Below are 24260 nucleotides of genomic sequence, written 5' to 3' on the forward strand. Positions count from 1 at the left end.
TTGGGGAGTAAACTCTGGAGGGGCCGAGGGCCAAGCGCTGCTCCAGGATGTAGGCCTTCCCAAAGAGGGGATGGTCCAGGTCTAGGTCGCCCGTGGGCCGTGGGACTCCAGCTGCCGAGGTCCTAGGCCTTTACCGGGTCCGCTGCCGAGGAGGCCGAGGAAGTCCTCTTTACCGGGGAGTAAAACATGCGCTGCCCGGCCTCCAGGAAGGCCTAGGAGGTCCTAGCTGGGCTTAATCATTCTAGTTTAAGCTCTTCTTTGTATTTCGATTTCAGAGAGTACTTTCTGAAGGTCTTCCCTCCAAAGTGACCCCACCCGCGATATACTAGTCCTTCTTTCGCAAGCCGTGTTAAGTGAACTAAAAGAACATTCCTTTTTATCCTTGTATATTTCTCCAATTCTTCCAAAGAGCAAGAACCTTTTTCAGCGAGAACTAGGAGAATTTTTTCCTTAGCTGTAAGATGACCTTTGTAAGTCATATTTCCTCACTCTATATCATCGTATCTTTTTAAACCCCTCAAGCAGGATTAAGAAATCCTTAATGCTCATAGGACGTCTCAGAAATTGAGCTAGTGCTAGAGGGGGAGCAGGATTAAGAAATCTTTAATCTTGTTTCCATAAATGCGGGAGCAAGCTCTTTCTACGAAAAAATCGGGGATCCGGGCAGGATTAAAGTTATTAGTTATAAAGTACAAAGAAGTATAAGGCGGGGTCAGCTCGTAACAGGCTCATCATGCGTCAGTCCACCGTCGCTCATCACCATTTGACCCCGCCATGTACCATATTGTACTTTCAGATATTTAAATTTTGTGGTACATTATGGTACAATAAAGTTTTTATATTAAAGTACAATAAAGTATATTAAGGTAAAATGCCTAGACCCGGTTATAAGTCGGTTTACTTCCCTGATGACGAGTTATGGAAGAAGATAGTAGATGAAGCTGAGAAGAGGAAAGTAAGCGTTTATGAAGTGTTAAAAGACGCTTTTGAGTGCTACATGAAGGAAAAGGAAGGAAATAAAATGAGTCTAGAAGAAGTGGTTAAAGAACTTCAACAGTTAAAGAAAAGAGTTGAGGAGTTAGAAAAGAAAGTTAAATAGAATTTTTCAGTAAACTGGGGAGTTTGATGTAGAGAGCTTTTTAAATAAATTAATTAAATATGAACAAGAAAAATCTTCTTATATCATTCATTATTTTGAGTGTTGTCATAACTATAGCTGTAATATTAACGCATTCTTTCGTTGTAAGAGTTTGTTTAGATCTAGGAATGTTTGATTCAATTCAAAGACATATAGTAATATATATTTATCAGTGCATTACGTATGTATGTTGTATTATCTCACTTCTTACTTGTATTTATTGTACATTATCAGCTAATATTGAGGAATTCTATAAAATAAAAGAAGAGGGAATTTTTATAAAGTAAACTTTATTTTTAAAATTTTTCTAGCATAAAGAGAAGGAATATAAAGTTTTTCTCAATAAACTGGGGAGTTTACTGAATTTTTATCACGCAAAAAAACGACGACTAGTGCTTATCCTACTATCAATACAATTTTTCAAAATTCAATGAGAAGAAACCAGCATATCCTTTTTAATGCTAGTAACAAACATATAATTATGAGAATTGTTGAGGATAAGGATGGAGAAAGGTTCTTAGTTATTGAGAACGATGAGGACTTCGAGAGGTTTAAGGAAGACTTACTGAGACTTGCAAGAGAGAAGGCTAAGGGTCATGCCCGTAAACCTTCTTATGAGACCCAATCTCCCAAATGAAAACTATACAGTTTTTTGGATCCACGCTGTAAAGTATCCTTATATCACCCGTAACTTCTATTGAGAACATGGGATTTCCGTATTTATCTCTTCCAAGCTTCTCTCTGGAATATTTTAGTGGGTCTTTTCTTAGTAAATCTAATTTTTCAAGTATTAACATTACTGTTTTATCAACGAAATTATCTACTGCATACTCCATAAACTCATGATAGTTCTTTGCTTTCCTCATTGAAAACCTCAATTCCCACTTTTCACAAACCACAATAAGATAAAAAGAAAAACATATTTAAAAATCTTTCTCTTTTCGTATATTATCTCATTAGGAATAATAACTAAATAAATAGTAAAATCGCTTATCCAAAAAGCTTAATCTCTTTCCCGCTTTCTCATCTCTTCTTCTAATACCTTCTCAAACTCTTCCTCATCGGCATTTAATAATCTGACAAAGTGATCAATGTCCTCAGGGCTTTCCAAAACCGCAAACTTCCTACCCTTAAACTCTACTACTCTCATCTTCAGCCTCCCTCTTTAACTCCTCGAATAGATTTCTCAACTCCTCACTATTGTTAATTATTAAAACCTCATCGGTCTCGGGCTTAATAACCTTCATAAAATATAATTCTAAGCAAAAAGCTTAATCTCTTTTTCGGAAATACCCAAGTCAGAAAAGTACTCCCTGTATCTTGAATCACAAAGGTAAATCTTGACATAATCGTTAGGGTCACGAAAAGCCCTGCCAATAGTCTGCTTTATAGTAATCAAAGTTAGTTCCTTTGCCACTTCCTCCTCAGTCTTCTTAGTAACCTTAGATAGTTTCTCAATTCTTCTCTTAATTAAAGCATCACTGACATCTGGATAAGGCAAACCAGCAAGCACCATATCACTAAATAAGTTCCTATTACCCTCATCTCTAAACTCCACTCCCTCACTTTCCTTTGCCCTCATAACCAAAAGTACCGCATATTTCCCCTCCTTCATAAGCTCCAGTATTTCCTCATGAGTTATCCTCTTACTCTCCTCCAACATGGGTAAACCGTTAAGGTACTTCTTCACCTCACTCTTAAAATCATAGCTTGGAAAGAAGACTAAGATATTTGAGGAAGCCCCATCATAGACCTTTTTTATGATTTCTGCATATTTTTCAGCGTTAGCCCTCCTGTACCTAACTCTGGAATTAACAGAACTGCAGTAATAGTATTCCGCTTTCCCCAATCTAACTTCAACGTTTATCCTATATCCTTCTAAACCTAAATCCGGCAAAGTACCGCTCATTAATACCCTTTTATCTGCAAAATTGAATGACTCTTTTATCATCTCTATAGTATCTGAAGGGATTACCATGAGCTTTCCGTTGCAGTTAAACGTATCACCTTCAGTATTAAAGAAATCGTATACTGACCTCAAATAAGACCTCTTAATAGGTCCTTTTATCATATTAAGGTAAGATAATGAGGCTTTATGGATTTGCAGTAAGACTTCAGCTGAAGGTTTAGGATACAAAGGCAATTCCCTACACCCTCCATCATCCACTATATTTTCCAAAAACTTACCCAGTTCTACGAGAAATGCCCTAACATCACCCAAATCGTTATTCGTATTGCTCTCTACCTCATCCAACTCCTTCAATGCATTGTTTACAGTCTTTTTGCCTATCTTCTTAGAAAACCACTCATCCCCATTGATCAAATTGTGAGCTTCATCTACAATTACTAAGAGCTCGTCCGGTTTAATACAGTCTTGTGACCCGCATACTATCTTCCTCCTCAGAAAGGGGTTGAAGAAGTACATGTAGGAAGCTACGATAACGTCTACCTTAGTTATTAAAGCCCTAAGAGAATGGTAAGGGCAGAAATCAGAAGCGTCCTTACTCAATTGAAGTATTTGAAATGGCTTTAATCCACTTAAGTCCTTAATTTTATCCCTCAATGAACATTCCCTGCACTCTATGTCCTCAGGCTTAACGTCATCGGTTGCGAATGGACAGACAGAGTTCTTGCCAAAGAGGTAGGCTACTTTAAGCCCTAATCTTTCTGCTTCCCGCCTCACTGCCTCAAACTCACTGTGCGTTCTTGTAAGGAATAGGATCTTCTTATGCAGTGCTTTACCTAACAGTAGTGTAAATAGTGTTTTTCCAGCTCCAGTAGTTACATTGAGGAGAAGCGTATTTTTAGTCTTTAAAGCGTTCAAAGCTTCATCGAATTTCTGTTTCTGCCATTCCCTCAAAGTTATTTCCATTCGTTACACCTTCCTAACAGTTTCCACGGGATAACGTAGAGTCCTTCAACCTCATCCGGGATTATAATGCTGTACTTATTTAGGAAGGCTTCAAGACCCTTCCACTTCTCTGGAAGTCCCTGTTCTAAATCACGCAGAGCTCCTACGTTTATTGCATAACATTTCCCTTCAATCTTAATTAGTGCTATTTCAAAGGGTAGTTCTGCAAACCCCTTAGTCTTTAAGTCGTTTAGGAAATCGTTCTGGGTTTTACTTTCAGTTACCTCTTGTTTTACTAAGAGTTGCCCGTTTAACTGGGGAGTTAACTGTTGTTTAGCCTCTTGTTTTTCCTCCTCTTCCTTAGCTTTTTGCCATTCACCCACAAAGTCATATTCTTCGTTATCATTTTCATCTAACTCTCTCTGTCTGCCTTTACTTTCATCCTCCTCTCCCTCCTCTTCTTCAGTTTCGTCTAAGTCCTCTTCCTCTTTTGCCCTGGACTTCTTAGACTTAGCTAACTTCTCTTCGGTCTTCAGTTTGTTTATTGCTTGAGAAACAGCCATCTTATGGTCTAAAATCAGCTGTAGTAGATCGTCTCTTTCTGAGATGATTTTGCGACCTTCTCTGGTAGTGAGTAATAATTTCAGCTCACTCTTTGGAATTCTTCTGTCCAGGTCCAGTAAGTTCTTCCTTTTTAATGCTAGATAGATATCATAAGCAGTCCTTATACCAATCTTACCGTTTTTGGGATCACCGATATAGTTGGTCAGCCATGGAGCTTCCTTCTTTATTTGAACATAACGTCTGATGGTATCGTTATCAATTACATTATCTGGCGGTAATTTCGCTTCTAATTCTTTTCGTATCTCATCAGCCTCTTCTCTAGCAGAAGGTTGGGGATGCATCCCCAGATTTTTATCATTTGTACTAGATTTTTCCAATTCCTCTACTTTTTTCATTAACTCCTTCTTCTTTTCTAATATTTTATCAATAAGTAATATTATTTCGCTTTTTGTTAAATGCCTCCTTTTTAGATTAAAGCTTGCAATAATGTCCAGCTCTTCTTCCCTTCCAGAAGTCTGATAAACCTCAACGGGAATTTCCTTAATTCCTAACTCCTTTGCAATCCTATACCTCGTATAACCGTCTAAAATCTCATAATTTGTATTGACAGTTATTGGGTCTAGGAAGCCTAATTGTTGTATTGAGTTCTTTAACTCCTCATAGCTGTTGTTCTCTGGTATTAACTCCTTATATTCTTGTACTTCTTTGAGTTTATCAATACTGACCTTAGTTATTGTAATGAACTTAGCCATTATGCAGTCACCAGCTCCTTTATTTTGTTCTCTATGAATTCTTTACCTTTCTCGGAAAGTTTTACATAAGTTATTGTTTTCGTTAATTTTCCTCTTTTCTCCTCTCTTTGCTCAACTTCTATTAATTGATATATCTGTAACTGCGGTATCTTCTGAGATATAGTACTTCTTGGGATTCTGGTAATTTCGGATATCTCATCTATATTATGAAAACCTAGGTTTTTATATAAAAAAATCAGTATTTCTCCCTCTGGACTAAATAAGAGGTATCTCTTTTGTTTGAGCATATTTATCATGTGTTATGTTCCAAATAACAAATATATAAATTTATTTGATAAATGTTATGTAACATAATAAAAGTCCTTATTATGTTACTGGTTAGATTACACATAACATGGAAGATATAGTAAGGCTTAACGAAATCGATCAAGATGTCTTGTTAGCTTTATTAAATAAGGATAAGCTGGGGATAAGGGAGTTAGAGGAGGAAATAAAAAAAGTTTCGAAACAGAGGTCTCCTAATGCTATAACTAAGAGCGTAGATAAGCTCCTTAAGATGGGGTTAGTAAAGGAGGAGAAGGAGGAAAAACCGCCCAGAGGTAAGAGACTAATTTACCTAACTGATAAGGGTAAGGAGGTGGCACAACACTTAAAATCGATTTATGAACTTATCGGGAAGAGTGGGTAAACATTATGTTCATGGTTTTTATAAACTGAGCAATTTAAGGTTTTTGTTATGTGTCACATAACAAGCAAAAAGTTTAAATATTTGTTATGTAGTACATAACATGAAACAAACATGATTTCCGCACAAATCCCCAAAAACCCAATCAAAAGGTTAGATGTTTTTTACACTCTGGGTGAAGGTGTAATCGTAAGTGCAGATATAGAAAGTAAGTCAAGGAAAGATGTAGTTCACTACACTAGGATTGTTTTAGATCCGTTATCACTAAAGGTAATAAAGACTTCTTGTGATTGTGAGGGATATACATTTAGAAGACACTGCTGGCACATCGAAACACTAAAGCAGTTATTAAATGATACTAAGGTCAAGGAGGAAGTAGAGAAGGCAAAGGAGAAGGCAAGGAGGATACAACAAATCTTAGAAAAAATTGGAAGGTGAAAGGCTTGGCAATTAAGCTGCAGGAGGAGGAATTACAATTCAAAGATATTAGGAATCTATGGAGGAAAGCGCAGAGCCTAGGGGCCAAGATGGTTAGCAGGTATTTCAATTTCGAGATTAATCCGGACACGGATATATTGATAGAAAGCATGTTGATTCAACAAGGATACGCACTAATTACTGCAGCGTACAGCAAGATCCCGCTGCGCTTCAGACTTACCGTGACTCAGAAGAAGGCAAAGTTGCAATTAATCACGAGCGAAGTGACCTTCGAGGAAGATATAGACGGTGAAGGGGAATGAGGGTCATCACGTTCAAAGCTGAGGAAGATCTCGTGATGATGCTAGAACTGTACGCGATAAGGAATGGCCTCAATAGGAGTGAGGCCATCAGGAAGGCCATAGAGGCAATGGTAAAGGAAGAGCGGGGCAAGAAGGGTAAGAAGGGGAGAGTGGAGGTAGTTAAGTTATGATAAACGCAATAAGGAGGAGGCTCAGAATACTCTGGTGGCTCCCTACCCCAAAGGGTCTAGGAAAGATGCTGGTACAGGTGCTGCCTATGATGGACCGGGTGGAGTATGCCGATGCCGAGGGAGCGGTATTCGTGACGCTGCCAATCACGGATGACCAGGTTGAGTGGATACAGGAGCTAGCAAGGGACCTTAAGATAGAGGTCTACTTCGAGGACACTGGGGAGTAAACATGACCAGAAGGCAGCTAAGGAGAGAAATTAAGGAGCTTAAGGAAAGAGTAGCCCAGCTTGAAAACAAGTATTTAGATCTGTATGGCCAAGTCATTCTGTTGAAAAGCGAGTTTGAGGAAGCTATTATGGAAGGAGCGAATTACACAATAGCAGAAAGGAAGTTGAGGAGGTTGACGAGATCATGAAGGAGATGCAAAATATCATTCCACTGAATTCAATTGTCGTACCCAGGCTTAAGGTGTCGAAGATAAGGGATGACTATTATGCTGTCCTTATTCCAGCAGCCTTTAATGAGTACGTCGTAGACAAGAGTTTCATCATCTATCTGAAGACAAAGAGTGGGATAATTCCCTTAGGCCCTAAGAAAGTGAGCAGGCTTAACAATAAGAATCATTGTATATTTCTACCAAAGAACTTCAACGAAACTTGGCAGACGTTACACGGGAAAAAGGAAAGTGTCGACGTTATCTTAACTACTGTAGGGTAGGAGCTTTCTCTTCATACACCTTTTGTAATTCCTCCATGGAAATTACGAAGTAGTGTTCTTGAAGGATCTTAAACTGCTGCGGCGGCGCTCTTCCCTGAAGAATGTTTATGATAAGGGGGCTTACTCCCTGCTTTGCTAAATGTGAAGCAAAGAAACTTCTCACGTCATATAGCCTGAATTCCACCCCAACTCTCCCCATGGCCTGTCTTATACTCTCCCTTATCATATCCTCACTGAATGGGAAGAATTTGCTTTTCCATTTCTCTTCATCAATATCCTGGAGTTCCTTGTTAGCTTCTTTTAATTTCTTTAATGACATAATGTATTTATTCACAAAGTCTTCCCTATACGTCAAATACCAGTTCCTTATCCATTGAGCAGTTTTTTCGTGAATAAAGCTGATGTATGCCCTCTTTGTCTGGTTATCCTTCATAAGGTAAATTATTCTTCTATCTAGATCCACCTGTTCCAAAGTCAGGCCAAAGAGTTCTCCAGTTCTCAGGCCAGTCTCCGCTAGGATCCTGAAGTAGGCCTTTGCCCCAGGCTCCTCTATTTCGCTGTATACTTTCTTTAACAATTCAAGGCTTAACGCGGGAGGCTTGTATCTCGTCTTTCCCTTAGGCGTTTTAAATGAGGTATAGAGGAGGAAGGCTAACTGTGGATCCCTGGGCCTAATAATTTCCTTTATGAAGACCTTGAGCGGATATGACGTATGCCTGGCAACGTTCACATTTTCGCTCTGGAGCTCTAGCATGTACTCCTTCAGTTTCTCAGGTGTGAGTTCATAACCCAGGTCTGCCAGAGCTCTCCTCAGGTAAGCTATATGTTCCTTAGATGTTACTTTCGACCTGGTCTGTGATATTAATTTCTCGTAATGTTCCACATCGTCTTTGGTCACCACATACTTGAAGGAGGTCCCTCTCAGGTAGTCCCCCAGTATTTTACTTGCCAGAGCCAGGAAGAGGTTACGAAATTCCGGGTCCCTGGCCGCCTTACTCAGTATTCCAATTATATCGTTTGGTGTGTAATTCTTGGTGTTAAACCCTTCCAGTACCTCATATACCTCATCAATGGGGAGCATGCTCATTACTTTCCCCACTACTTCGTCAGGGATGTGCGTTCTAATTCCTCTCTCATCGTGACCTCTGAGATACACGTAGACTGTTCTTCTACTCTTTCCTATCATTTCGCACACCCTGCTAGTCCCCAGTTTCTCCACCGCCCTTTTCAGTAGTTTTTGTCTCTGTTCATCCGTAAGTTTTTCTACATCCACTCTAATCCCCCCATGTTATTATGGTATAATCTATTGTTATGCATTTTGTCCTCCAGCGTTATGCAATGGGAATAAAACCGTCCCAGTTCAATGAAAATAAACGTAAACAAGGGCTCAGGCCGGGATTTGAACCCGGGACCACTGGGTCCACAGCCCAGCGCTCTAACCGAGCTGAGCTACCTGAGCCACGATAGACCCGTGAGATCTATATCAAATCCCTGTTTTTAAGCTCTTCCTTAACTACGTCAAGTATATTTCTAGCCACGATACTCTTGGAGTCCTTATTTATCTTTTTAATGAAATTATTTCCTACAATTATTACCTCATTGTACTCTGAAGCGAATCCGATGTCCTTTCTCGCAACGTTATTGGCTATAATGATGTCGAATCCATGCTTCTCCTTCTTGGCCTTGGCCTTCTCTATCAACTCTTCGTCATTGTCCGCCGTCTCAGCGGAGAACCCTACCAGAAAAGCCTTTCCCTTTAGTTCCTGGGAAATCTTTGGAGTCTTCTCCAGCTCAACCTTGGGAACTTCGCTGTGACTATCTATCTTCTTCTCCCTGGTCTGCTTAAACCTAAAGTCGGCAGGAGCAGCTGCCATTATCACTATCCTGTATCCCCTTTCCACCAGCGATACAACAGCATCTCTCATTTCAGCCGTCGTTTCAACGCTTACAGAATTTTGTACAAAACTTTTCACTCTGGAGCTCAAGGGTCCGTGAACAAGATAGACGTCTGCCCCCCTGAAGTATGCCTCATTGGCAATTGATACTCCCATGGTCCCGCTACTGGGATTACTGATATATCTTACAGGATCCATGTACTCCCTCGTGGGACCTGCAGTAATCACCATTTTTGCTCCCTTAAGGTCTTCTCCTCTCAACAACTGAACAATGAAGCTCCACGTTATGAGTTCCACGTCTGGGTAATGTGCTAGGTCGTTAACTATTTCAGGCTCGATTACCTTCACCGACATCTCCCTGAGCATTCCCAGTGCCCTCTTCACTTGTGGAGATTGATACATGGGTAAATGCATTGCAGGAACGATGCACACTGGCTTACCGGAGCCCATGAAATTTAGGGCAGTAGATACCAGTGGAGAGTCAGCTACTCCCTCAGCGAGCTTCACAACTGTATTAGCCGTGGCCGGGGCAATCAAAAATCCATCATTCTCCTCTGCCAATTCCACGTGTTCCAGATCCCCGGTTAACTGTGAGATTACGTTGTTGCCTGTAGCCCATTTAAACATCTCAGGCGATATTAGCTTAACCGCCTCCTGGCTCATTATAACCTTGACGTCGCCACCTCTCCTCATCAGTGCCCTTGCCAGATCTAGTGACCTGTATAGAGAAATGCTCCCCGTGACTCCAAGAAGGATAGACTTTCCAAGAAGCTCTTTACTGACAGTTCCTACAATTTTCTTAGAAGGGTGCATCAGTTATCTTCACGCATGTATATATTCTACCGTTATAAAGCATTATAGCATGGTCGAATCGGTAGAAGAGAAGAGAGGGTACACCATTAGGACTGTGCGGGCAGATGATATAGATGCTATTATAAAGATTAACAGACTCACGCTACCTGAGAATTATCCCTACTATTTCTTCGTTGAACATGTGAGGGATTGGGGAGAGGCTTTCTTTGTGGCAACAGTAGATGGGGAGGTTGTAGGTTACATCATGCCCAGGATAGAGACGGGATTTAGCAACCTGAAGTCCTTCATTCCCCTGGTGAGGAAGGGACATGTAGTCTCGATTGCCGTGCTCGAGGGTTACAGAAGGAAGGGAATAGGTAAGCAGTTGCTTACCTCCTCCATGGAGAAGATGAAACAGGTCTATGGGGCCGAGGAAGTATATCTAGAGGTTAGGGTAAGTAATTACCCTGCAATATCATTATATGAGAAACTTGGATACAAGAAAGTCAAGCTATTAAAGCATTATTACGCTGATGGAGAGGATGCCTACTTAATGGCAGCTCCTCTCTAAATTCAGTTAAGTTTTCTTTTTAGTTATCAAGCTATTCCTTCATAGTCTTGATTACGCAGTTATCAATTCCCCTAGCAACCTAATCTCAGAAATGGAGGTAGGGGAAGTAGCGGCGCCTGGACTTGAACCAGGGACCTCAGGGTTTCTCAACGGGTTTTACACCCATATATGAGCCCTGCGGCCTACCAGGCTGGCCTACGCCGCTGTTTTACCCTACCGAGACTAATAACAACTGTGGCTCATTTAAATCTTTCCTGGGGATGTCAGGATCCAAAAACACCCATACTACCGATATAGCAAAGCCCCGGCATATTTTATAGCTGGTTTCCTCACAATGCATAATCAGTGATGAGAAGAGGGTCGTATGATTAGTGATTAGCGCTGGAAATTCTGAAACCTTTTCTCCCATAACAGCTTTTAGTGAGGGGTTTAATGTTATCTTCACATGATTATTTCTGCTAGATCGGCACAGAAGGTAATCTTCTCGACTTGTAGGAGGCTTAAAATTGGAGATGGTGTAAGGGTAGAAAGCTATAAGAGGGACAGGTTTATAGAAATTTATCTAGTAAGTAACGATAAATATAAGATAATAGAAAACGGTTATATCAGGAGGGAACTAACTATATCGGGACAGGAATTAAAGGACTTTCTAAAGGGGATACTTTCGATCGAGTTTCCCAGGAGTAACGTGCTTTACCTGAGCGAAGTACATAGTATAATATAAAACTTCATAAGAAAAACTGATAGATAAAAACTTTTTAAACTATTCGAGTTATATTTATGTGATTCTTATGCCACCCTTTAGTAGAGTTTTGGTTGCAAACAGGGGAGAAATTGCAGTAAGGGTAATGAAGGCAATAAAGGAAATGGGAATGACAGCAATAGCTGTTTACTCTGAGGCTGACAAGTACGCAGTCCACGTTAAGTATGCCGATGAAGCTTATTATATTGGACCCTCGCCGGCCTTGGAAAGTTACCTCAACATACCCCACATCATTGACGCAGCGGAGAAGGCTCACGCTGACGCTGTTCATCCTGGATATGGATTCTTGTCGGAGAATGCTGACTTCGTGGAGGCAGTTGAAAAGGCAGGAATGACTTACATAGGTCCCTCTGCTGAGGTCATGAGAAAGATAAAGGATAAGCTGGATGGGAAAAGGATAGCCCAGTTATCTGGTGTCCCCATTGCCCCTGGCTCGGATGGCCCCGTAGAATCCATTGACGAGGCTCTTAAGTTGGCTGAGAAGATAGGATACCCCATCATGGTTAAGGCCGCTAGCGGGGGTGGTGGAGTAGGTATAACAAAGATAGATACACCTGACCAGCTCATTGACGCATGGGAAAGAAACAAGAGGTTAGCTACACAAGCCTTCGGACGATCTGATCTATACATAGAAAAAGCCGCCGTAAACCCTAGGCACATTGAGTTTCAGTTAATTGGCGATAAGTACGGCAACTATGTCGTTGCTTGGGAGAGGGAATGTACTATTCAGAGAAGAAACCAGAAGTTGATAGAGGAGGCACCATCTCCAGCAATCACAATGGAAGAAAGGTCACGAATGTTCGAGCCTATATACAAATATGGGAAGTTAATTAATTACTTTACCCTGGGTACTTTCGAGACAGTTTTCTCTGATGCCACAAGGGAGTTCTACTTCCTTGAGCTGAACAAAAGGCTTCAGGTAGAACACCCAGTTACTGAGTTAATATTCAGAATTGATCTGGTAAAGCTACAGATAAGGCTAGCTGCAGGAGAACATTTGCCATTCACGCAGGAGGAACTCAACAAGAGGGCGAGAGGTGCAGCAATAGAGTTCAGGATAAATGCCGAGGATCCAATAAATAATTTCAGCGGAAGCTCAGGTTTCATTACGTACTACAGGGAGCCCACGGGTCCTGGAGTGAGAATGGATAGCGGTGTAACGGAGGGAAGCTGGGTACCTCCTTTCTACGACTCTCTAGTATCGAAGTTGATTGTGTATGGAGAAGACAGGCAATACGCAATACAAACTGCCATGAGGGCACTAGACGATTACAAGATTGGCGGAGTCAAAACGACTATACCGCTATACAAGCTCATCATGAGGGATCCCGACTTTCAGGAAGGAAGGTTCAGTACTGCCTATATTTCCCAGAAGATTGACTCAATGGTTAAGAAACTGAAGGCCGAAGAGGAGATGATGGCTTCAGTGGCCGCAGTTCTTCAGAGCAGGGGACTCCTTAGAAAGAAGGCTTCAGCTCCTCAGGAGCAGGCGAAACCAGGCTCAGGATGGAAGAGTTACGGTATCATGATGCAGAGCACTCCTAGGGTGATGTGGGGATGAAACTGTATAGGGTTCATGCGGATACAGGAGATACCTTCATTGTGGCCCACGATCAAAAGGAAAACAAGGACAGACTAAAGACGGAAAATAACGAGTTTGAGATAGAGTATGTCGGTCAGGGTACAAGGGAAGGAGAAATAATCCTGAAGATTAACGGTGAGATGCACAGGGTCTTCATAGACAACGGATGGATAATTCTTGACAATGCAAGGATATTCAGGGCAGAGAGAGTTACAGAGCTTCCCACTCAGGAAGGACAGACACTGGACGAGATGATCAAAGGTAAGGAGGGAGAAGTGCTATCACCGCTTCAGGGCAGAGTAGTTCAGGTCAGGGTTAAGGAAGGCGATGCGGTGAATAAGGGACAGCCCTTGCTATCGATTGAGGCCATGAAATCTGAGACCATAGTGTCGGCACCAATAAGCGGGCTAGTGGAGAAGGTATTAGTTAAGGCAGGTCAAGGAGTAAAGAAGGGAGATATCCTAGTGGTGATAAAGTAAGCTGGTTATTCTGGGAGGCTTATGGAATTTCTTTTAAGAATATTTCTTATATGTTTTGAAAGTTCTTTTGAGTAACCCCTTCTTCCACCCTCCGCAATTATTAGTTTTGCCTTGGAGTTGTCCACGTAATATATTAAATCCTCAAAATCTGCATGATCACTAAATGCTATACTGGTGGATACCTTGTCTATCCTCTTAACGGGAACCTCAAATTCCCATCCGGAAAGTAGAAAGTTTGCATGAAGAGAGTCCCTTTGCTTGAATTGATTAAAGTGGAGAAACTCTATGTACCATCGGTCCTTCAATATGCCCTGGGCCTCGGCTTCCTCCTTGGAGAAGACGTCCTCGATTTGTATCCCGTTGGAGATGGCGATCCGCGTTATATCCCGTACCTTTCCGTCAACTATAAATGGGGCAATGACACCGTTCTTCCTAAGCACCCTCATTACCTCCTGTAACTTTCCGTGATAGCCGTATATTCTTACGGGCATTTTCACTACCGCGTCATTTATGAAATCCGACATCAGCTGTTCAACCTCTCCCTTAAACTTTCTCGTAAATTCCGGTTTGCCGTAAGTGGACTCTATAATTAGTATGTCAGGGTTAAGTATGGGGGTCCCCTTTTCCGGATTTTTGAAATCCCCTGTATAGGCTATGGTTTCCTCGTTGGTGATAATTTCTACTTGCGCCGATCCAAACACGTGATCGGAGGGGTGAAGAGTTAGTCTCTCTTCATCCACGTTGATCGTAACCCCGTAATTCAAATCTAGTCTCTTATTTCGGGCTATCTTATATCCGAGGACCTCAAGAACCTGCATAGTGGGTGGAGTAGCTATGACCCCTAAGCACTCCTTGACACTGCTGGAAAGCTGTAATGTGTGATCTGAGTGGAAATGTGTAACTATCCTGAAGTTCCTTTTCCAATGACCGTCAACTGTAAAGTTCTCGCCAATTAGTATTGCGCCGTTCCTCTCTATCCTGACGTTCATTCATAGGTAATAGGTCTTTACTCTAGATATTTTCATCTACAGGTTTTTCCTCTATTTTCTTGAGCTGTTTCGAGTACATCTCCATTATCTCCTGGTTAGTGGTAGCATCCTCTGGACTTTTGTCATCCCTCCATCTGATAAATCTTGGGAAACGTATGGATAGTCCTCCTTTTTCGCCTCTGCAACAGGTATGCAAGGGAGAAATCGTGATTTCGGCACCTATCACCTCAGCTACTAGGGTTGGCGATACCCAGACATCAGGGATCATGTCGGATACAACCCTTGGATGCTTCTGCTCCCTCTTGAGTTCGTTTATCTTCTTCTGCATCTCATCTAGTTCCTGGTCACTGAAACCAGAGGCAACCTTACAAACCGTCTCAAACACATCCTTCTCTGGGTTGTAAGCTGCCATAAGCAAGGAGCTAAACTTACCTCCCCTTTTACCCTTACCGTAAAAGGCACCAACTACCACTAGATCTACCGTATCAGCCATTTCGCTCTGGTAATCCCTCTTTAACTTTATCCATAGCCACCCTCTGGACCCTGCCTGGTATATGGAGTCTGGTCCAATCGACTTAACCATAACTCCCTCTGCACCCTCAGATATTGCTTGATAGAAGTACTCCCTTAGCTTATCCACTCTATCAGCAATTATATGTGACGCGATATGAACCTTGTCGTTACTTGCAAGAATCTCCTCAAGTTTGGCCCTCCTCTCTGGGAGAGGCTTCGTGGTGTAATCCTCTCCCTCAAAGAACATTAGATCAAAGAGGAATAGGTTGACCGGATATTCCTTTATGGCTTCCGCTATGTTATTTTTCCTTCTCCTATGCATAAGCTCTTGGAAGGGTCTCATTTCACCGCTCTCTGGATCAACAGGTACAATCTCACCCTCCACAATGAAGTTGTCACCCTTAACGAATTGTTTCACGTACTCTGTTACATCAATGTACTGGTCAGTTATATTTTCCATTCGTCTAGAGAAAATGGTGACCTTATCTCCCTTTCTATGAATCTGAGCCCTCTCACCATCATATTTGTAGTCCACTAGCGCCTTTCCGTTCATTTTCTCCATTATCTCCTCTGGATCGGGCAACCTTTCAGCCAACATTGGTCTGATTGGAATCCCAGGGGTTGGGGAAATATTCTTCAGTTTCTCTATTCCCTCAGTAGCTATTACTCTGGCTATATCGCCAAGGTCAGCCCTTAAGTTGTATGCCCTTTCGACTATTGGCCTATAGTCTGCAGATCCACCAAAGGTTATGGCCAACGCATCCAGTACCGTCGCATCTCCTATCCCTAGCCTTAGCCTCCCCTCAACAAATCTGACGAGATACTTGGCCTCTATGGGGGTTGCCTTCTTTATCAGACCAGCGAAAATCCTTATCTTAATGTCCCTGCTTCCCTCCCCAGTGCTAGTGGCTATCTTTACTAGCTCGTTATATACCTCCATCACGTCAAGTTCTCCGGCCTCCTGATTTCCTCCGACGAATGAGAGAATGCTCACGCCCTTTACCTTACTCCTCAAGGAATAGGCAACTTCACCTAGATCACCTATATTCTTGTATAGTTTTTCAACTTCCTCTTCCTTATTTCCATAGGCCATTGCTATTGCCTTAATCAGAAATTTCTCTCCCATTCCTATCTCAGGCATTCCTGTAAAGTCTGGCCAGAGCCTTCCCTGGATAAGGTACACTACCTTATCTATCACTTCCCTTTCAGTGTTCTTAAAGAGGTCCGAAAGAAGAGATGTTAGCTGTATTCTAGAGGATATTTTCTCAAGTCTGTCGAAATACTCTGCGATAAGCTTAAACTTCATATATGATTATTTGTAGGTTGTAACTTAAATAGGATTGGTGATGATCACTTAGAGCTGAACGATGAAGTATCAGAGTTACTCTGATAAGAGTTGAGCCCTCTATCTTATGAATGTAACGTGAGAATACTAAAGGTAAATGATTCTAGGGGATAGGGATCTCAAATACTACTTGGAAAAGAAGTGGATACTTGTGGACCCATTAACGGAAGATAGCGTTAGGGAGAACGGTATAGACATGAGAGTTGGTGGTGAGATTGCTAGGTTTAAGAATGTGGATAGGCCTTTCGAAGAAGGAATGAACCCTGACGACTTCTTCGTTAGGGAAAGGGGGAATGAGTTCGTGATTTGGCCCAATGAACATGTGTTAATGGTAACGGAGGAATATCTTAGACTCCCGCAGGATATAATGGCTTTCGTCAACATGAGGTCCAGTTTTGCCAGGTTAGGCCTTCTAGTTCCCCCTACGATCGTGGATGCCGGATTTGAGGGCCAACTCACGATAGAGGTCATGGGGTCAGGATTTCCTGTCAAAATTAGAAGGGGTACCAGATTCCTTCATCTGATCTTCGCGAAGACTCTTACGCCCGTAGAGAACCCATATAAGGGAAAATATCAAGGACAAAGGGGAGTTACTATACCAAAGTTCACGAAGTGAGCTTCCAATATTTATCTTGGTTATCAAAGTATATACTTCCAGTCTTCCTGAGCTTTTGGAATAACTCATGTTCCTGTTTAGAAAGATATTTTTGAGCCTCTGTCTCGTCCGGTGTATGAATTTGAGTTAGTTTTGTGATAAAATTCTGAAAGAATGTGGGGTCTACTGCTATCCTTTCTTCGGCAGTCCAAATTATCTTGGCTCCCTGAGACTCGAGCCTATCAAAAAACGCGTCGAGGTTCTTGATGTTAGATAACTTACTCTCGTACATGACTCCCTGTTCCCTCAGATAGTCCATGGCACTTCTTTTCTCCTGTTGAGGCATCTTTTTCCCCTCCCTAGTCTCATCTCTCCTCTCTTTCTTGACCTCCTGGGGTTGAGTTCCAGGTTTGGTGGAAAGGGTTGTCTCAATTGTTTCAACTCTCTCAGCCAACTCCCCAAGCTTCTTCTTCACGTTTAGCAATTCCACTGTAAGTGGGTTCACTACGTCATCCATGACCTTAGAATCCTGAGGTCTTGTAGCCGGTGGGCTACCAAGAAGCTTGTATTTTACGTACTCTGAAAGTAGCACGAATCCGTTGTTCCTGGCCTCATCCTCCAGTCTCTTGTACTCCTCGTCTGATAATTTTATAATTAGACTTCTCATCCAAGAAATATCTCGCTTATCGATACATAAAAATTTGATTGTAAAAAGTAATACTACATTTGCTTTTCTAGGAGAGTATTCAAGAAGTTTTCCTCTTGCGGAACTCCTATGAATTCCACGGATTCATTCACGGCAACCGTCGGAACTGACATAACCTGATACTTCTCTGCTATGTCGGGATTCTCGTAGGACTCAACCACATCAGATATTACGTTGCACTTTTCTGCCTTGCAAGCTTCGTATGCTACCATGTGAGCTAGAAGGGCGGCATATGGGCAGTATGGACAAGAGGGAGTAACCATTACCTCAACCTTTACCTTTCCGTTTAGTTTCTCCCTTATTGCGTTCACAGTCTCAGGACTTAAACCGCTTTCGCCTTGAGATAATCTGACTATTGTCTCCACTAGTGCCCTTATTTCCTCCCCAAGTGGCGCACCTGTCCACCTTATCTTGCCCTCGAGGAAGGCGACTGTGGGAACCCTAGATACCTCATATTTTTTAAATGACTCCTTATCCTTCGCTAGATCGTGTACCTTTACCTTAAGCAAGTAATCTCCGTCTTGACCTTTTGGTGAGGCTTGTCTCACGAATTCCATAAACTTCTCCGTAACACCACAATACTGGCAATTGGGATTACTCGAGTCTATAAATACATGAGCCTCAACTTCCCCCTTCATGTCCCTTAAAGCGTCCACAAGGGCATTCTTCACTTCCTCTGTGAATAACTCAGCATATTCTTCCTCCATCTTTATCACTCTTTATACCTAGATTCTGGGGAAATAAAAGTTTATCATAAAGGTTAGAAATTGAGGAGTACTAGTATAGATTAAAGTAAATTTCGGAAGGAAAGTTACTCATTGAGAGTTAAGGGTAGTTTACATTTAATGTCTGATGGCTTCATTATTGTAACATTTCCGTTTGGTGATTCCTCTCTAATAATAATACCTTGAAATTTTTTAATTTTAACTGAGTTCTCCAGCCAACAATCTGGTAGAAGTCCAGCCTTTATGCAGGTCTCCGCGAGAAATGTTTCAGCGTCCCAGCAGTATTCCACAGGAACCTGCGGAAGGAGTAAACCTGAGTACATGATACCTTTCTCGACAATTAGGCCATCCTTACCCACCTCTATCATGGAAGGTAATTTTCTCCTATCATCGACCTCGATATTTTCAGGTTTGGTCAGTATGGTCACTTCTATTACCAGTTGATCTAGTTCTTCGGGCCTAACTGGTGGGAATCTAGGATCAGAAAATGCCGCTGCTAGCGCTGCTTTAGAGACGATCTCCTTGATGGGAGCCACAGCCTCTATGTAACCAATGCAACCCCTAAGTTCATATTTTCCCCCTAGATCAGACTCGAGTGTAACAAATGCCATCCCGTATTTATCTAGAACCGGGTCTTCAAACTTGGGACTTTCACCCTTACCTCTCAATCTTCTCTCAATCGAGGATCTAGCTATTTTCACCAGATTCTTCCCTACTTGCAGGTCTATGTCCTCTATGCTTAGTAGATTCATATGAATCCTTCAGTGATCTCGCCTTAATAAGAATCTCAGTGATCGTGTCCCAATGTCTACCTTTCCAGTACTCCTTTTTGCATTTCGTACAAACCCAAAGGTTTTTATCCTTTTTTTCCAGTATTCCGTTACATTCTGAACATCTTGATGCATCCGGATTGATGTCCAGTAATAGCCCGAACTTATGTGATAGAAGAGCTAACGTCTTCTCTATTTCCTCATCAGGCAAGACAAGGAAACACTCAATGGAGTTTTTCTTGGCCCTGTTACAGAGACCCCTATCTCTGGTTAGTATAATTCTGTTCTCATTCTTGGCTATTTTCAGTATTTTCCAGTCCTCCATATCCTTGAAATATAGAGTATCGTAACCCAAAATCCTGAGCCAGCGGGCCAGTTTTCCCAACATGGCGTCAACTATAAACTTCTGATATGCCATGGAACTTAAACTAGGCTGTTGTATGCAATAATCAATATTAAAAACCATGCAACAATCAATGTTATAATTCCCTTCGTGTAGGCAGTTCTTCCCAGTTCCATATTAAGGACAAACTTGGCCAAGGGTAATGAGATGAGATAGATAGCTATCACTATTAATAACGAGTACAGAAAGCTCTGGGTAAAGGCTGAGATTAGGCCTGCAACCCCACCTAGAATCCCTCTAAAAACTAATAATTTATCCTCGGGCTCCACAATATAGCCTACGGAACGATGTCTATAAAGTTATCAAGAAAACTTTCAATGAGCTATATTGATCTAGTGGCCTGGTTAGCTGAGAATAGGGAGAGGTTGGTCGGTTGTAGAATAGATAACATTTTTGCTACTAATTTACCGCATCTGTACATCTTCGTTATTCATTGCCACAACGGCGATTCTCAGCTTGTGATCCAGCCCGGTAAAAGGGTACACTTTACAAAGTTTAACCATGAGAGACTGCTTGATTCGAAGGCAAAGATGCTACGTGAGTTAATAAGGGGTGAACTGATAGAAGACGTTGATGTAGTTAATGGAGAAAGAATTTTAAGAATGAAACTAAAGGACAAAATTGTATATATAGAGCTTCTTCCAAAGGGTACGTTAATTGTGACGGATAACGATAATAGAATCAAGTTTGCACTGGAACAAAGGGAGTTCAAGGACAGAACACTGAAGCCTGGGGAGCTCTACGTTCTACCTCCGTCTCCAACAGAGCTAAAACCTAACGAGATAGAAAGCTATCTAAAGAAGGGCGCCCTTTCCAGGGTTCTAGGGGTTCCACAGGAATTTCTTAATATTCTCTCAATAAATGCAAATAATCTAGATGAATTGGAGGAAGCTAAGAAAAAACTGGAAAAAGTTATGCAAGATATACAACACGGCGTAATTCAGCCTTGCGTGGATTTGGAGAGAACGGTGTGGCCAGTTCGCTTTCCGGGATGTACCGAATTACCCAGTTATAATGAGGCCTTGGACAACTATTTCACCTCGCTGGAAAAGGCGGAGCTTGAGAAACTGGTTGATGAGGGGGAAGAGAAGAAGCTTGAGGCCACAATCTCCAAGCTCAAGGAGACTTTGACTAAGATGGAGGAGGAAGCTGAGACTTTGAGGAAGAAAGGTAAGGCAATAATGAATAATTATCTAGAGGTTGAGGAAAAGATTAAGGAGGGTGCGAAGGAAATAGAGATTGAAGGGTTAAAGATAGAGATAGATCCCAAGATTTCAGCTTCTAAAAACGCATCTCAATATTTTGAAAAGGCCAAGGAATTAGATGCAAAGATAAGGAGGACAAGGGAGACAATCGAGGAGTTGGAAAAGAAAAAACAGGAAATTAAGGCTAAGTCTAAGGAGACCATTGAAGGAAGCAAGATTCTGGTAAGAAAGAAGGAGTGGTATGAAAGGTATCATTGGACCATCACATCTAATGGTTTCATTGTGATAGCTGGGAGGGATATTGACCAGAATGAGAGTATTGTGAGGAAAATGCTAGAGGACAAGGATATCTTTTTGCATGCAGATATCCAGGGGGCTCCAGCCACTGTGATTAAGAATCCAGTTGGTATAGGAGAGCAGGATCTAATGGACGCTGCAGTGTTGGCAGGTTGTTACTCTAAAGCGTGGAAATTGGGGCTAGCTAGCATAGATGTGTTTTGGGTTTACGGAGAGCAGGTCTCAAAGTCGCCACCCTCAGGCGAATATCTGCCCAAGGGATCCTTCATGATCTATGGGAAAAAGAATTACATCAAGAACGTGAAACTAGAGTTGACAATTGGGGTAAACGTGGAAAGCGATTTCAGGATTGAGGTGGGTTCATTTGAAGCTATTTCCAAAAGATGTAAGGTATTTGTCACCATAACTCCAGGAGATTCTGATCCAGAAAAACTAGGAGATAGAATCAGCAGGATATTCGCTAGGGAACTGGGTGTGGATGGGGTTAAGGCTCTGAAGGATGAAATAGTGAGGATGATCCCAGGGAAATCCAAAATTAAGGGCACAACACACCAGCTGGCTAACTCAACCGGATTGAATCTTAAGGATTAAGATATGCCAGCTTATTCCGCGTCTTACTTATAGCCCCCTGAGGCCTCTGGTTCAAACTACCAATAGTTGAGTCCATGAAACATTCTATCTCTAGACCCTGAAAGTATAGTCGTGTTTACTTTTTAACTCCTAACAAAAAGATAGATTGTTAATGTCTAGTAGATGGGCACCTAGATGGGAATTAATAAAGATTACAGTTAACGGAAGACAGGAAACAGTATGTTATGATCAAGAAACTAAGCTATACTTATGTCCAAGATGCGGACCGGAATGCTTGAAGGGAGGGATACCAACATCGGGTTCATATTTCTTCAACCAACAGGATTTACTCAATCATTTGTTGGCTCATAGGTACGAGTTATGGAATAAGAAGAAACATAAGGAGGTTGAGGAAGAGGAAGAGGGCGGAGAGGAGGATGAGGACGAAGAGTAAGGTGGCTATAGTTGGGGCAATGACAATAGATGAAATTGTAAATGGCCAACAGTTGCTGGAAAGACCGGGAGGAGCTCCCGTGTACTCGGGCCTCGGAGTAACCATGGCAGATGGCGTAGCTGGAGGCTACGTCTCAGTGGGAAAGGACTTTAATTATGATATTCCATCATATCTAAAAATAATTGAAAAAATAATATTTGAGCGAACAATGAGGTTTCTACTGGTCTTTAACGGAAATACTAGGAGACTAACACTGAAATTTTCTCACGGTAAAATCCCATTACATCTCGAAAAATTGTCTTCGTGGGATGGGATTCTGCTTAACCCAGTATGTGGAGAGATATCCTCTTCAATTTTCGAATTTAAGGCAATAGCTGTGGATATACAGGGTTTCATAAGAAATTGTGTTGAAGGTCAAGAAATTTCCTATACCAACAAGTTTAACGTAAGGGTTAAGTCTGAGCTATCAGTGTTCCACGCAAATAGGGACGAACTTTTAGCCAGTGGTTTATCAATTTGTGACCTTCATGAAATGGGATATCAAGAGATAATCATCTCCAACGGGAGCGACGGTTTCCAACTATATACTAAGAACGAAGAACTAAAGCTAAAGCCAAAGGTCGTGGGAAGTTATGAAGTAGGGAACGGTGATTTTCTCTTGAGTTCCTATTTTACGTTTAGGCTTAATGGAGCTGATCCGAAACTGGCCTCACAGTACGCCCTAGAACTATCAGAAAAGTTTAGCACTCAAGGGCTGAACGTATTGCCCCGTTAAGGTCCATGTTTTCCCAGGCTCCCAATCTCCCACATTCCCTTAGAAAGTCTGGTCTCTGTCTCTCTTTCTCGCCATATAGAAGACACTCATTGATGTATCTAGCCCTTAAGGACAAGACGTTCTCCCTAGATTCAATGAATCTCGTTCTTTTGAGATCAAGGATTATCCTGTCCACATCAGGCAGTTTACCCTTGTGATAGAAACTGTAAATGTAATATAGTCGTTCATTATCTGGAAAGCCTATGATGTGGGAGAAAGATATACCCGATTTTCCATTGACGTAGACATCCCAGTCTCCAATCTTCCTGTCAAGGAGTACCTCCAGGATAAGACAACCTATTGCGTCTATCCTTTCGTTCAGTCCAAGGCTTCTATTAAGTCTCTGTCTGGACCCGGTGTTTAAAAGAGTTCTAAAGTCATAAATGCCCCTGTTAGTGAACAAGGTCCCGTTTGTTATCCTCACCGGATAACCTCTCACTATCTTTACCTTACTGGCTAAATGACTCAATATTTCTGGAAAATTTCTGATAAACAGAGATTTTCTAGGAGGTATTATCCAGCTAGGAAGTGTTTCGCAAACGGGACATACTTTTGACCTTAAATGTACCTCATCCACGATCCTTAAGGAGAGACCGATTTCGGCGAGATCTGCATCAGGATATATCTCAAGTATTTCCTTCTCTCTGCCCACTAGGGGTGGCAAGGCCGGTATCTTAACATTGTCCATTTCCTCCGATCCATATAATCCCCCATAATTCGCCTGCTCCTCAATAATCGTCGCTCCTTCACGTTTAGCTAGGACTAACCCTGTTATTCCTGCACCAATAACCAGGCTCACAGGTATCCGTATTGAGTTTCTTCAATAAAGTTTAAGATGCAAAGACACCATCACTAATTACCTTATCGTCTCTTATAACAGGTGACTTTGGAGACCTTTGCGAATAAATTTCTCCTCTTATCAATTTCATTATCTGATCTCTTATCTCGTCATCAGTAAAGTAATCCAGTGTCATTCTAATTCCATTAAATTCAATCGTGGGGTTCACGAGGTCATAGAGCAAATCCATACTTGCTTCTACTTCTATGTTCCCAATCCGATACGATCTGATCAATTCATATATGACCGGAATTACTCCTTGATCTCCATTGGTTCCAAAGATCACCCTAATTGTACTCATATCAAGATTATCATTCGACCGTATTCTTGATTTAAA

Annotated in this window: 33 protein-coding genes and 2 tRNA genes; 16 read left to right on the forward strand and 19 right to left on the reverse strand. The window is 41.7% G+C overall.

Going from position 1 to position 24260, the window contains the following annotated elements:
• Positions 1 to 236 precede the first annotated feature (236 nt).
• Complete coding sequence (locus tag MSED_RS00675) at positions 237 to 479, reverse strand: ArsR family transcriptional regulator (protein ID WP_011921276.1); 243 nt, start codon at positions 477 to 479, stop codon at positions 237 to 239.
• Positions 480 to 871: 392 nt separating this feature from the next.
• On the opposite strand from MSED_RS00675, the gene MSED_RS00680 reads away from it, so the two are divergent.
• Entirely contained in the window at positions 872 to 1099 is a 228-nt protein-coding gene (locus MSED_RS00680) for a hypothetical protein (protein ID WP_011921277.1), read from the forward strand.
• A gap of 626 nt (positions 1100 to 1725) precedes the next feature.
• Here MSED_RS00680 and MSED_RS00685 read toward each other — a convergent pair.
• From MSED_RS00685 to MSED_RS00700, 5 genes are all read right to left on the reverse strand, one after another.
• Complete coding sequence (locus MSED_RS00685) at positions 1726 to 2037, reverse strand: type II toxin-antitoxin system RelE family toxin (RefSeq protein ID WP_048059939.1); 312 nt, start codon at positions 2035 to 2037, stop codon at positions 1726 to 1728.
• Between the two features lie 104 nt (positions 2038 to 2141).
• Positions 2142 to 2288, reverse strand: coding sequence for a hypothetical protein (locus MSED_RS12240; RefSeq protein ID WP_187146786.1), 147 nt, complete (start codon positions 2286 to 2288; stop codon positions 2142 to 2144).
• Between the two features lie 108 nt (positions 2289 to 2396).
• Positions 2397 to 4010 carry a helicase C-terminal domain-containing protein gene (locus MSED_RS00690; protein WP_011921280.1) on the reverse strand — a complete coding sequence of 538 codons (1614 nt, stop codon included), beginning with the start codon at positions 4008 to 4010 and terminating at the stop codon, positions 2397 to 2399.
• On the reverse strand, positions 4001 to 5305 hold the full coding sequence (locus MSED_RS00695) for a ParB N-terminal domain-containing protein (RefSeq protein WP_011921281.1): 1305 nt from the start codon (positions 5303 to 5305) through the stop codon (positions 4001 to 4003). Before MSED_RS00695 ends, MSED_RS00690 begins: the two co-directional genes overlap by 10 nt.
• On the reverse strand, positions 5305 to 5601 hold the full coding sequence (locus MSED_RS00700; protein ID WP_011921282.1) for a MarR family winged helix-turn-helix transcriptional regulator: 297 nt from the start codon (positions 5599 to 5601) through the stop codon (positions 5305 to 5307). Before MSED_RS00700 ends, MSED_RS00695 begins: the two co-directional genes overlap by 1 nt.
• Positions 5602 to 5699: 98 nt before the next feature.
• Between MSED_RS00700 and MSED_RS00705 the strand changes: the two genes are divergently transcribed.
• The 7 genes from MSED_RS00705 (at position 5700) to MSED_RS00735 (ending at position 7617) form a co-directional block, all read left to right on the forward strand.
• On the forward strand, positions 5700 to 5993 hold the full coding sequence (locus MSED_RS00705; RefSeq protein ID WP_010979338.1) for a winged helix DNA-binding protein: 294 nt from the start codon (positions 5700 to 5702) through the stop codon (positions 5991 to 5993).
• Positions 5994 to 6104: 111 nt separating this feature from the next.
• Positions 6105 to 6428 carry a hypothetical protein gene (locus MSED_RS00710; RefSeq protein ID WP_011921283.1) on the forward strand — a complete coding sequence of 108 codons (324 nt, stop codon included), beginning with the start codon at positions 6105 to 6107 and terminating at the stop codon, positions 6426 to 6428.
• Positions 6429 to 6433: 5 nt separating this feature from the next.
• A complete protein-coding gene (locus MSED_RS00715) occupies positions 6434 to 6730 on the forward strand; it encodes a hypothetical protein (RefSeq protein ID WP_011921284.1) in 297 nt (98 codons plus the stop codon).
• A complete protein-coding gene (locus tag MSED_RS00720) occupies positions 6727 to 6900 on the forward strand; it encodes a ribbon-helix-helix protein, CopG family (RefSeq protein ID WP_011921285.1) in 174 nt (57 codons plus the stop codon). Before MSED_RS00715 ends, MSED_RS00720 begins: the two co-directional genes overlap by 4 nt.
• A gap of 86 nt (positions 6901 to 6986) precedes the next feature.
• Positions 6987 to 7127: a hypothetical protein gene (locus tag MSED_RS12245; protein ID WP_158497963.1), complete on the forward strand. Its 141-nt coding sequence runs from the start codon at positions 6987 to 6989 to the stop codon at positions 7125 to 7127.
• Positions 7128 to 7129: 2 nt separating this feature from the next.
• On the forward strand, positions 7130 to 7315 hold the full coding sequence (locus MSED_RS00730) for a hypothetical protein (RefSeq protein WP_048059941.1): 186 nt from the start codon (positions 7130 to 7132) through the stop codon (positions 7313 to 7315).
• Entirely contained in the window at positions 7312 to 7617 is a 306-nt protein-coding gene (locus tag MSED_RS00735) for a hypothetical protein (RefSeq protein ID WP_011921287.1), read from the forward strand. The genes MSED_RS00730 and MSED_RS00735 overlap by 4 nt, the downstream gene beginning before the upstream one ends.
• Here MSED_RS00735 and MSED_RS00740 read toward each other — a convergent pair.
• From MSED_RS00740 to coaBC, 3 genes are all read right to left on the reverse strand, one after another.
• On the reverse strand, positions 7604 to 8890 hold the full coding sequence (locus tag MSED_RS00740; RefSeq protein WP_011921288.1) for a tyrosine-type recombinase/integrase: 1287 nt from the start codon (positions 8888 to 8890) through the stop codon (positions 7604 to 7606). The two genes, MSED_RS00735 and MSED_RS00740, sit on opposite strands and share 14 nt — an antisense overlap.
• Before the next feature lie 111 nt (positions 8891 to 9001).
• Positions 9002 to 9076, reverse strand: a tRNA-His gene (locus MSED_RS00745).
• Positions 9077 to 9095: 19 nt separating this feature from the next.
• On the reverse strand, positions 9096 to 10325 hold the full coding sequence (gene coaBC, locus MSED_RS00750) for a bifunctional phosphopantothenoylcysteine decarboxylase/phosphopantothenate--cysteine ligase CoaBC (RefSeq protein WP_011921289.1): 1230 nt from the start codon (positions 10323 to 10325) through the stop codon (positions 9096 to 9098).
• Between the two features lie 49 nt (positions 10326 to 10374).
• On the opposite strand from coaBC, the gene rimI reads away from it, so the two are divergent.
• Positions 10375 to 10875: a ribosomal protein S18-alanine N-acetyltransferase gene (gene rimI, locus MSED_RS00755; RefSeq protein WP_011921290.1), complete on the forward strand. Its 501-nt coding sequence runs from the start codon at positions 10375 to 10377 to the stop codon at positions 10873 to 10875.
• 107 nt (positions 10876 to 10982) lie between these two features.
• Here the strand turns inward: rimI and MSED_RS00760 are convergent.
• Positions 10983 to 11080, reverse strand: a tRNA-Met gene (locus MSED_RS00760).
• A gap of 240 nt (positions 11081 to 11320) precedes the next feature.
• On the opposite strand from MSED_RS00760, the gene MSED_RS00765 reads away from it, so the two are divergent.
• The 3 genes from MSED_RS00765 (at position 11321) to MSED_RS00775 (ending at position 13699) form a co-directional block, all read left to right on the forward strand.
• Positions 11321 to 11599 carry a hypothetical protein gene (locus tag MSED_RS00765; protein WP_011921291.1) on the forward strand — a complete coding sequence of 93 codons (279 nt, stop codon included), beginning with the start codon at positions 11321 to 11323 and terminating at the stop codon, positions 11597 to 11599.
• A gap of 67 nt (positions 11600 to 11666) precedes the next feature.
• Positions 11667 to 13199, forward strand: coding sequence for an acetyl-CoA carboxylase biotin carboxylase subunit (locus tag MSED_RS00770; RefSeq protein WP_011921292.1), 1533 nt, complete (start codon positions 11667 to 11669; stop codon positions 13197 to 13199).
• On the forward strand, positions 13196 to 13699 hold the full coding sequence (locus MSED_RS00775) for a biotin/lipoyl-binding protein (protein ID WP_011921293.1): 504 nt from the start codon (positions 13196 to 13198) through the stop codon (positions 13697 to 13699). Before MSED_RS00770 ends, MSED_RS00775 begins: the two co-directional genes overlap by 4 nt.
• A 5-nt stretch (positions 13700 to 13704) precedes the next feature.
• Here the strand turns inward: MSED_RS00775 and MSED_RS00780 are convergent, their stop codons facing one another.
• Together MSED_RS00780 and MSED_RS00785 are read right to left on the reverse strand one after the other, a co-directional pair.
• Positions 13705 to 14688 (reverse strand): MBL fold metallo-hydrolase, encoded by a 984-nt coding sequence (locus tag MSED_RS00780; protein ID WP_011921294.1) that lies wholly within the window; start codon positions 14686 to 14688, stop codon positions 13705 to 13707.
• 22 nt (positions 14689 to 14710) lie between these two features.
• Positions 14711 to 16507: an ATP-dependent DNA ligase gene (locus tag MSED_RS00785; RefSeq protein WP_011921295.1), complete on the reverse strand. Its 1797-nt coding sequence runs from the start codon at positions 16505 to 16507 to the stop codon at positions 14711 to 14713.
• A 136-nt stretch (positions 16508 to 16643) separates the two neighbouring features.
• Here MSED_RS00785 and dcd point away from each other — a divergent pair, with 136 nt between their 5' ends.
• The gene (gene dcd / locus MSED_RS00790) at positions 16644 to 17162 is read left to right on the forward strand and encodes a dCTP deaminase (protein ID WP_011921296.1); all 519 of its coding nucleotides are present in this window, start codon (positions 16644 to 16646) and stop codon (positions 17160 to 17162) included.
• Here dcd and MSED_RS00795 read toward each other — a convergent pair.
• From MSED_RS00795 to MSED_RS00815, 5 genes are all read right to left on the reverse strand, one after another.
• Entirely contained in the window at positions 17152 to 17808 is a 657-nt protein-coding gene (locus tag MSED_RS00795) for a hypothetical protein (protein WP_011921297.1), read from the reverse strand. The genes dcd and MSED_RS00795 overlap by 11 nt on opposite strands.
• A 53-nt stretch (positions 17809 to 17861) precedes the next feature.
• The gene (gene pdo / locus MSED_RS00800) at positions 17862 to 18554 is read right to left on the reverse strand and encodes a protein disulfide oxidoreductase (protein WP_011921298.1); all 693 of its coding nucleotides are present in this window, start codon (positions 18552 to 18554) and stop codon (positions 17862 to 17864) included.
• 104 nt (positions 18555 to 18658) lie between these two features.
• Positions 18659 to 19324, reverse strand: coding sequence for a TIGR00296 family protein (locus MSED_RS00805; protein WP_011921299.1), 666 nt, complete (start codon positions 19322 to 19324; stop codon positions 18659 to 18661).
• A complete protein-coding gene (locus tag MSED_RS00810) occupies positions 19260 to 19760 on the reverse strand; it encodes a DUF5615 family PIN-like protein (protein WP_011921300.1) in 501 nt (166 codons plus the stop codon). The genes MSED_RS00805 and MSED_RS00810 overlap by 65 nt, the downstream gene beginning before the upstream one ends.
• A gap of 5 nt (positions 19761 to 19765) precedes the next feature.
• Positions 19766 to 20014, reverse strand: coding sequence for a hypothetical protein (locus MSED_RS00815; protein WP_011921301.1), 249 nt, complete (start codon positions 20012 to 20014; stop codon positions 19766 to 19768).
• Between the two features lie 48 nt (positions 20015 to 20062).
• On the opposite strand from MSED_RS00815, the gene MSED_RS00820 reads away from it, so the two are divergent.
• The 3 genes from MSED_RS00820 (at position 20063) to MSED_RS00830 (ending at position 23046) form a co-directional block, all read left to right on the forward strand.
• On the forward strand, positions 20063 to 21838 hold the full coding sequence (locus MSED_RS00820; RefSeq protein WP_048060221.1) for an Rqc2 family fibronectin-binding protein: 1776 nt from the start codon (positions 20063 to 20065) through the stop codon (positions 21836 to 21838).
• Between the two features lie 151 nt (positions 21839 to 21989).
• Complete coding sequence (locus MSED_RS00825) at positions 21990 to 22271, forward strand: hypothetical protein (RefSeq protein WP_011921303.1); 282 nt, start codon at positions 21990 to 21992, stop codon at positions 22269 to 22271.
• Positions 22225 to 23046 carry a carbohydrate kinase family protein gene (locus MSED_RS00830; protein ID WP_235579886.1) on the forward strand — a complete coding sequence of 274 codons (822 nt, stop codon included), beginning with the start codon at positions 22225 to 22227 and terminating at the stop codon, positions 23044 to 23046. The genes MSED_RS00825 and MSED_RS00830 overlap by 47 nt, the downstream gene beginning before the upstream one ends.
• Here the strand turns inward: MSED_RS00830 and MSED_RS00835 are convergent.
• Together MSED_RS00835 and MSED_RS00840 are read right to left on the reverse strand one after the other, a co-directional pair.
• Entirely contained in the window at positions 23012 to 23884 is an 873-nt protein-coding gene (locus MSED_RS00835; RefSeq protein ID WP_011921305.1) for an NAD(P)/FAD-dependent oxidoreductase, read from the reverse strand. The two genes, MSED_RS00830 and MSED_RS00835, sit on opposite strands and share 35 nt — an antisense overlap.
• Before the next feature lie 31 nt (positions 23885 to 23915).
• Positions 23916 to 24224 (reverse strand): hypothetical protein, encoded by a 309-nt coding sequence (locus MSED_RS00840; RefSeq protein ID WP_011921306.1) that lies wholly within the window; start codon positions 24222 to 24224, stop codon positions 23916 to 23918.
• Positions 24225 to 24260: the final 36 nt, after the last annotated feature.

This window comes from Metallosphaera sedula DSM 5348, from assembly GCF_000016605.1.
In the GTDB taxonomy this organism is placed as follows: Archaea; Thermoproteota; Thermoprotei_A; order Sulfolobales; family Sulfolobaceae; genus Metallosphaera; species Metallosphaera sedula.

What these genes read in the sequence shown, in the direction of transcription:
- MSED_RS00675 (WP_011921276.1), bottom strand. Translation starts at nt 479, where the DNA reads ATGACTTACAAAGGTCATCTTACAGCTAAGGAAAAAATTCTCCTAGTT.
- MSED_RS00680 (WP_011921277.1), top strand. Translation starts at nt 872, where the DNA reads ATGCCTAGACCCGGTTATAAGTCGGTTTACTTCCCTGATGACGAGTTA.
- MSED_RS12240 (WP_187146786.1), bottom strand. Translation starts at nt 2,288, where the DNA reads ATGAGAGTAGTAGAGTTTAAGGGTAGGAAGTTTGCGGTTTTGGAAAGC.
- MSED_RS00690 (WP_011921280.1), bottom strand. Translation starts at nt 4,010, where the DNA reads ATGGAAATAACTTTGAGGGAATGGCAGAAACAGAAATTCGATGAAGCT.
- MSED_RS00695 (WP_011921281.1), bottom strand. Translation starts at nt 5,305, where the DNA reads ATGGCTAAGTTCATTACAATAACTAAGGTCAGTATTGATAAACTCAAA.
- MSED_RS00700 (WP_011921282.1), bottom strand. Translation starts at nt 5,601, where the DNA reads ATGATAAATATGCTCAAACAAAAGAGATACCTCTTATTTAGTCCAGAG.
- MSED_RS00705 (WP_010979338.1), top strand. Translation starts at nt 5,700, where the DNA reads ATGGAAGATATAGTAAGGCTTAACGAAATCGATCAAGATGTCTTGTTA.
- MSED_RS00710 (WP_011921283.1), top strand. Translation starts at nt 6,105, where the DNA reads ATGATTTCCGCACAAATCCCCAAAAACCCAATCAAAAGGTTAGATGTT.
- MSED_RS00720 (WP_011921285.1), top strand. Translation starts at nt 6,727, where the DNA reads ATGAGGGTCATCACGTTCAAAGCTGAGGAAGATCTCGTGATGATGCTA.
- MSED_RS12245 (WP_158497963.1), top strand. Translation starts at nt 6,987, where the DNA reads ATGATGGACCGGGTGGAGTATGCCGATGCCGAGGGAGCGGTATTCGTG.
- MSED_RS00730 (WP_048059941.1), top strand. Translation starts at nt 7,130, where the DNA reads ATGACCAGAAGGCAGCTAAGGAGAGAAATTAAGGAGCTTAAGGAAAGA.
- MSED_RS00735 (WP_011921287.1), top strand. Translation starts at nt 7,312, where the DNA reads ATGAAGGAGATGCAAAATATCATTCCACTGAATTCAATTGTCGTACCC.
- coaBC (WP_011921289.1), bottom strand. Translation starts at nt 10,325, where the DNA reads ATGCACCCTTCTAAGAAAATTGTAGGAACTGTCAGTAAAGAGCTTCTT.
- rimI (WP_011921290.1), top strand. Translation starts at nt 10,375, where the DNA reads ATGGTCGAATCGGTAGAAGAGAAGAGAGGGTACACCATTAGGACTGTG.
- MSED_RS00765 (WP_011921291.1), top strand. Translation starts at nt 11,321, where the DNA reads ATGATTATTTCTGCTAGATCGGCACAGAAGGTAATCTTCTCGACTTGT.
- MSED_RS00770 (WP_011921292.1), top strand. Translation starts at nt 11,667, where the DNA reads ATGCCACCCTTTAGTAGAGTTTTGGTTGCAAACAGGGGAGAAATTGCA.
- MSED_RS00775 (WP_011921293.1), top strand. Translation starts at nt 13,196, where the DNA reads ATGAAACTGTATAGGGTTCATGCGGATACAGGAGATACCTTCATTGTG.
- MSED_RS00780 (WP_011921294.1), bottom strand. Translation starts at nt 14,688, where the DNA reads ATGAACGTCAGGATAGAGAGGAACGGCGCAATACTAATTGGCGAGAAC.
- MSED_RS00785 (WP_011921295.1), bottom strand. Translation starts at nt 16,507, where the DNA reads ATGAAGTTTAAGCTTATCGCAGAGTATTTCGACAGACTTGAGAAAATA.
- dcd (WP_011921296.1), top strand. Translation starts at nt 16,644, where the DNA reads ATGATTCTAGGGGATAGGGATCTCAAATACTACTTGGAAAAGAAGTGG.
- MSED_RS00795 (WP_011921297.1), bottom strand. Translation starts at nt 17,808, where the DNA reads ATGAGAAGTCTAATTATAAAATTATCAGACGAGGAGTACAAGAGACTG.
- pdo (WP_011921298.1), bottom strand. Translation starts at nt 18,554, where the DNA reads ATGGAGGAAGAATATGCTGAGTTATTCACAGAGGAAGTGAAGAATGCC.
- MSED_RS00805 (WP_011921299.1), bottom strand. Translation starts at nt 19,324, where the DNA reads ATGAATCTACTAAGCATAGAGGACATAGACCTGCAAGTAGGGAAGAAT.
- MSED_RS00810 (WP_011921300.1), bottom strand. Translation starts at nt 19,760, where the DNA reads ATGGCATATCAGAAGTTTATAGTTGACGCCATGTTGGGAAAACTGGCC.
- MSED_RS00820 (WP_048060221.1), top strand. Translation starts at nt 20,063, where the DNA reads ATGAGCTATATTGATCTAGTGGCCTGGTTAGCTGAGAATAGGGAGAGG.
- MSED_RS00825 (WP_011921303.1), top strand. Translation starts at nt 21,990, where the DNA reads ATGTCTAGTAGATGGGCACCTAGATGGGAATTAATAAAGATTACAGTT.
- MSED_RS00840 (WP_011921306.1), bottom strand. Translation starts at nt 24,224, where the DNA reads ATGAGTACAATTAGGGTGATCTTTGGAACCAATGGAGATCAAGGAGTA.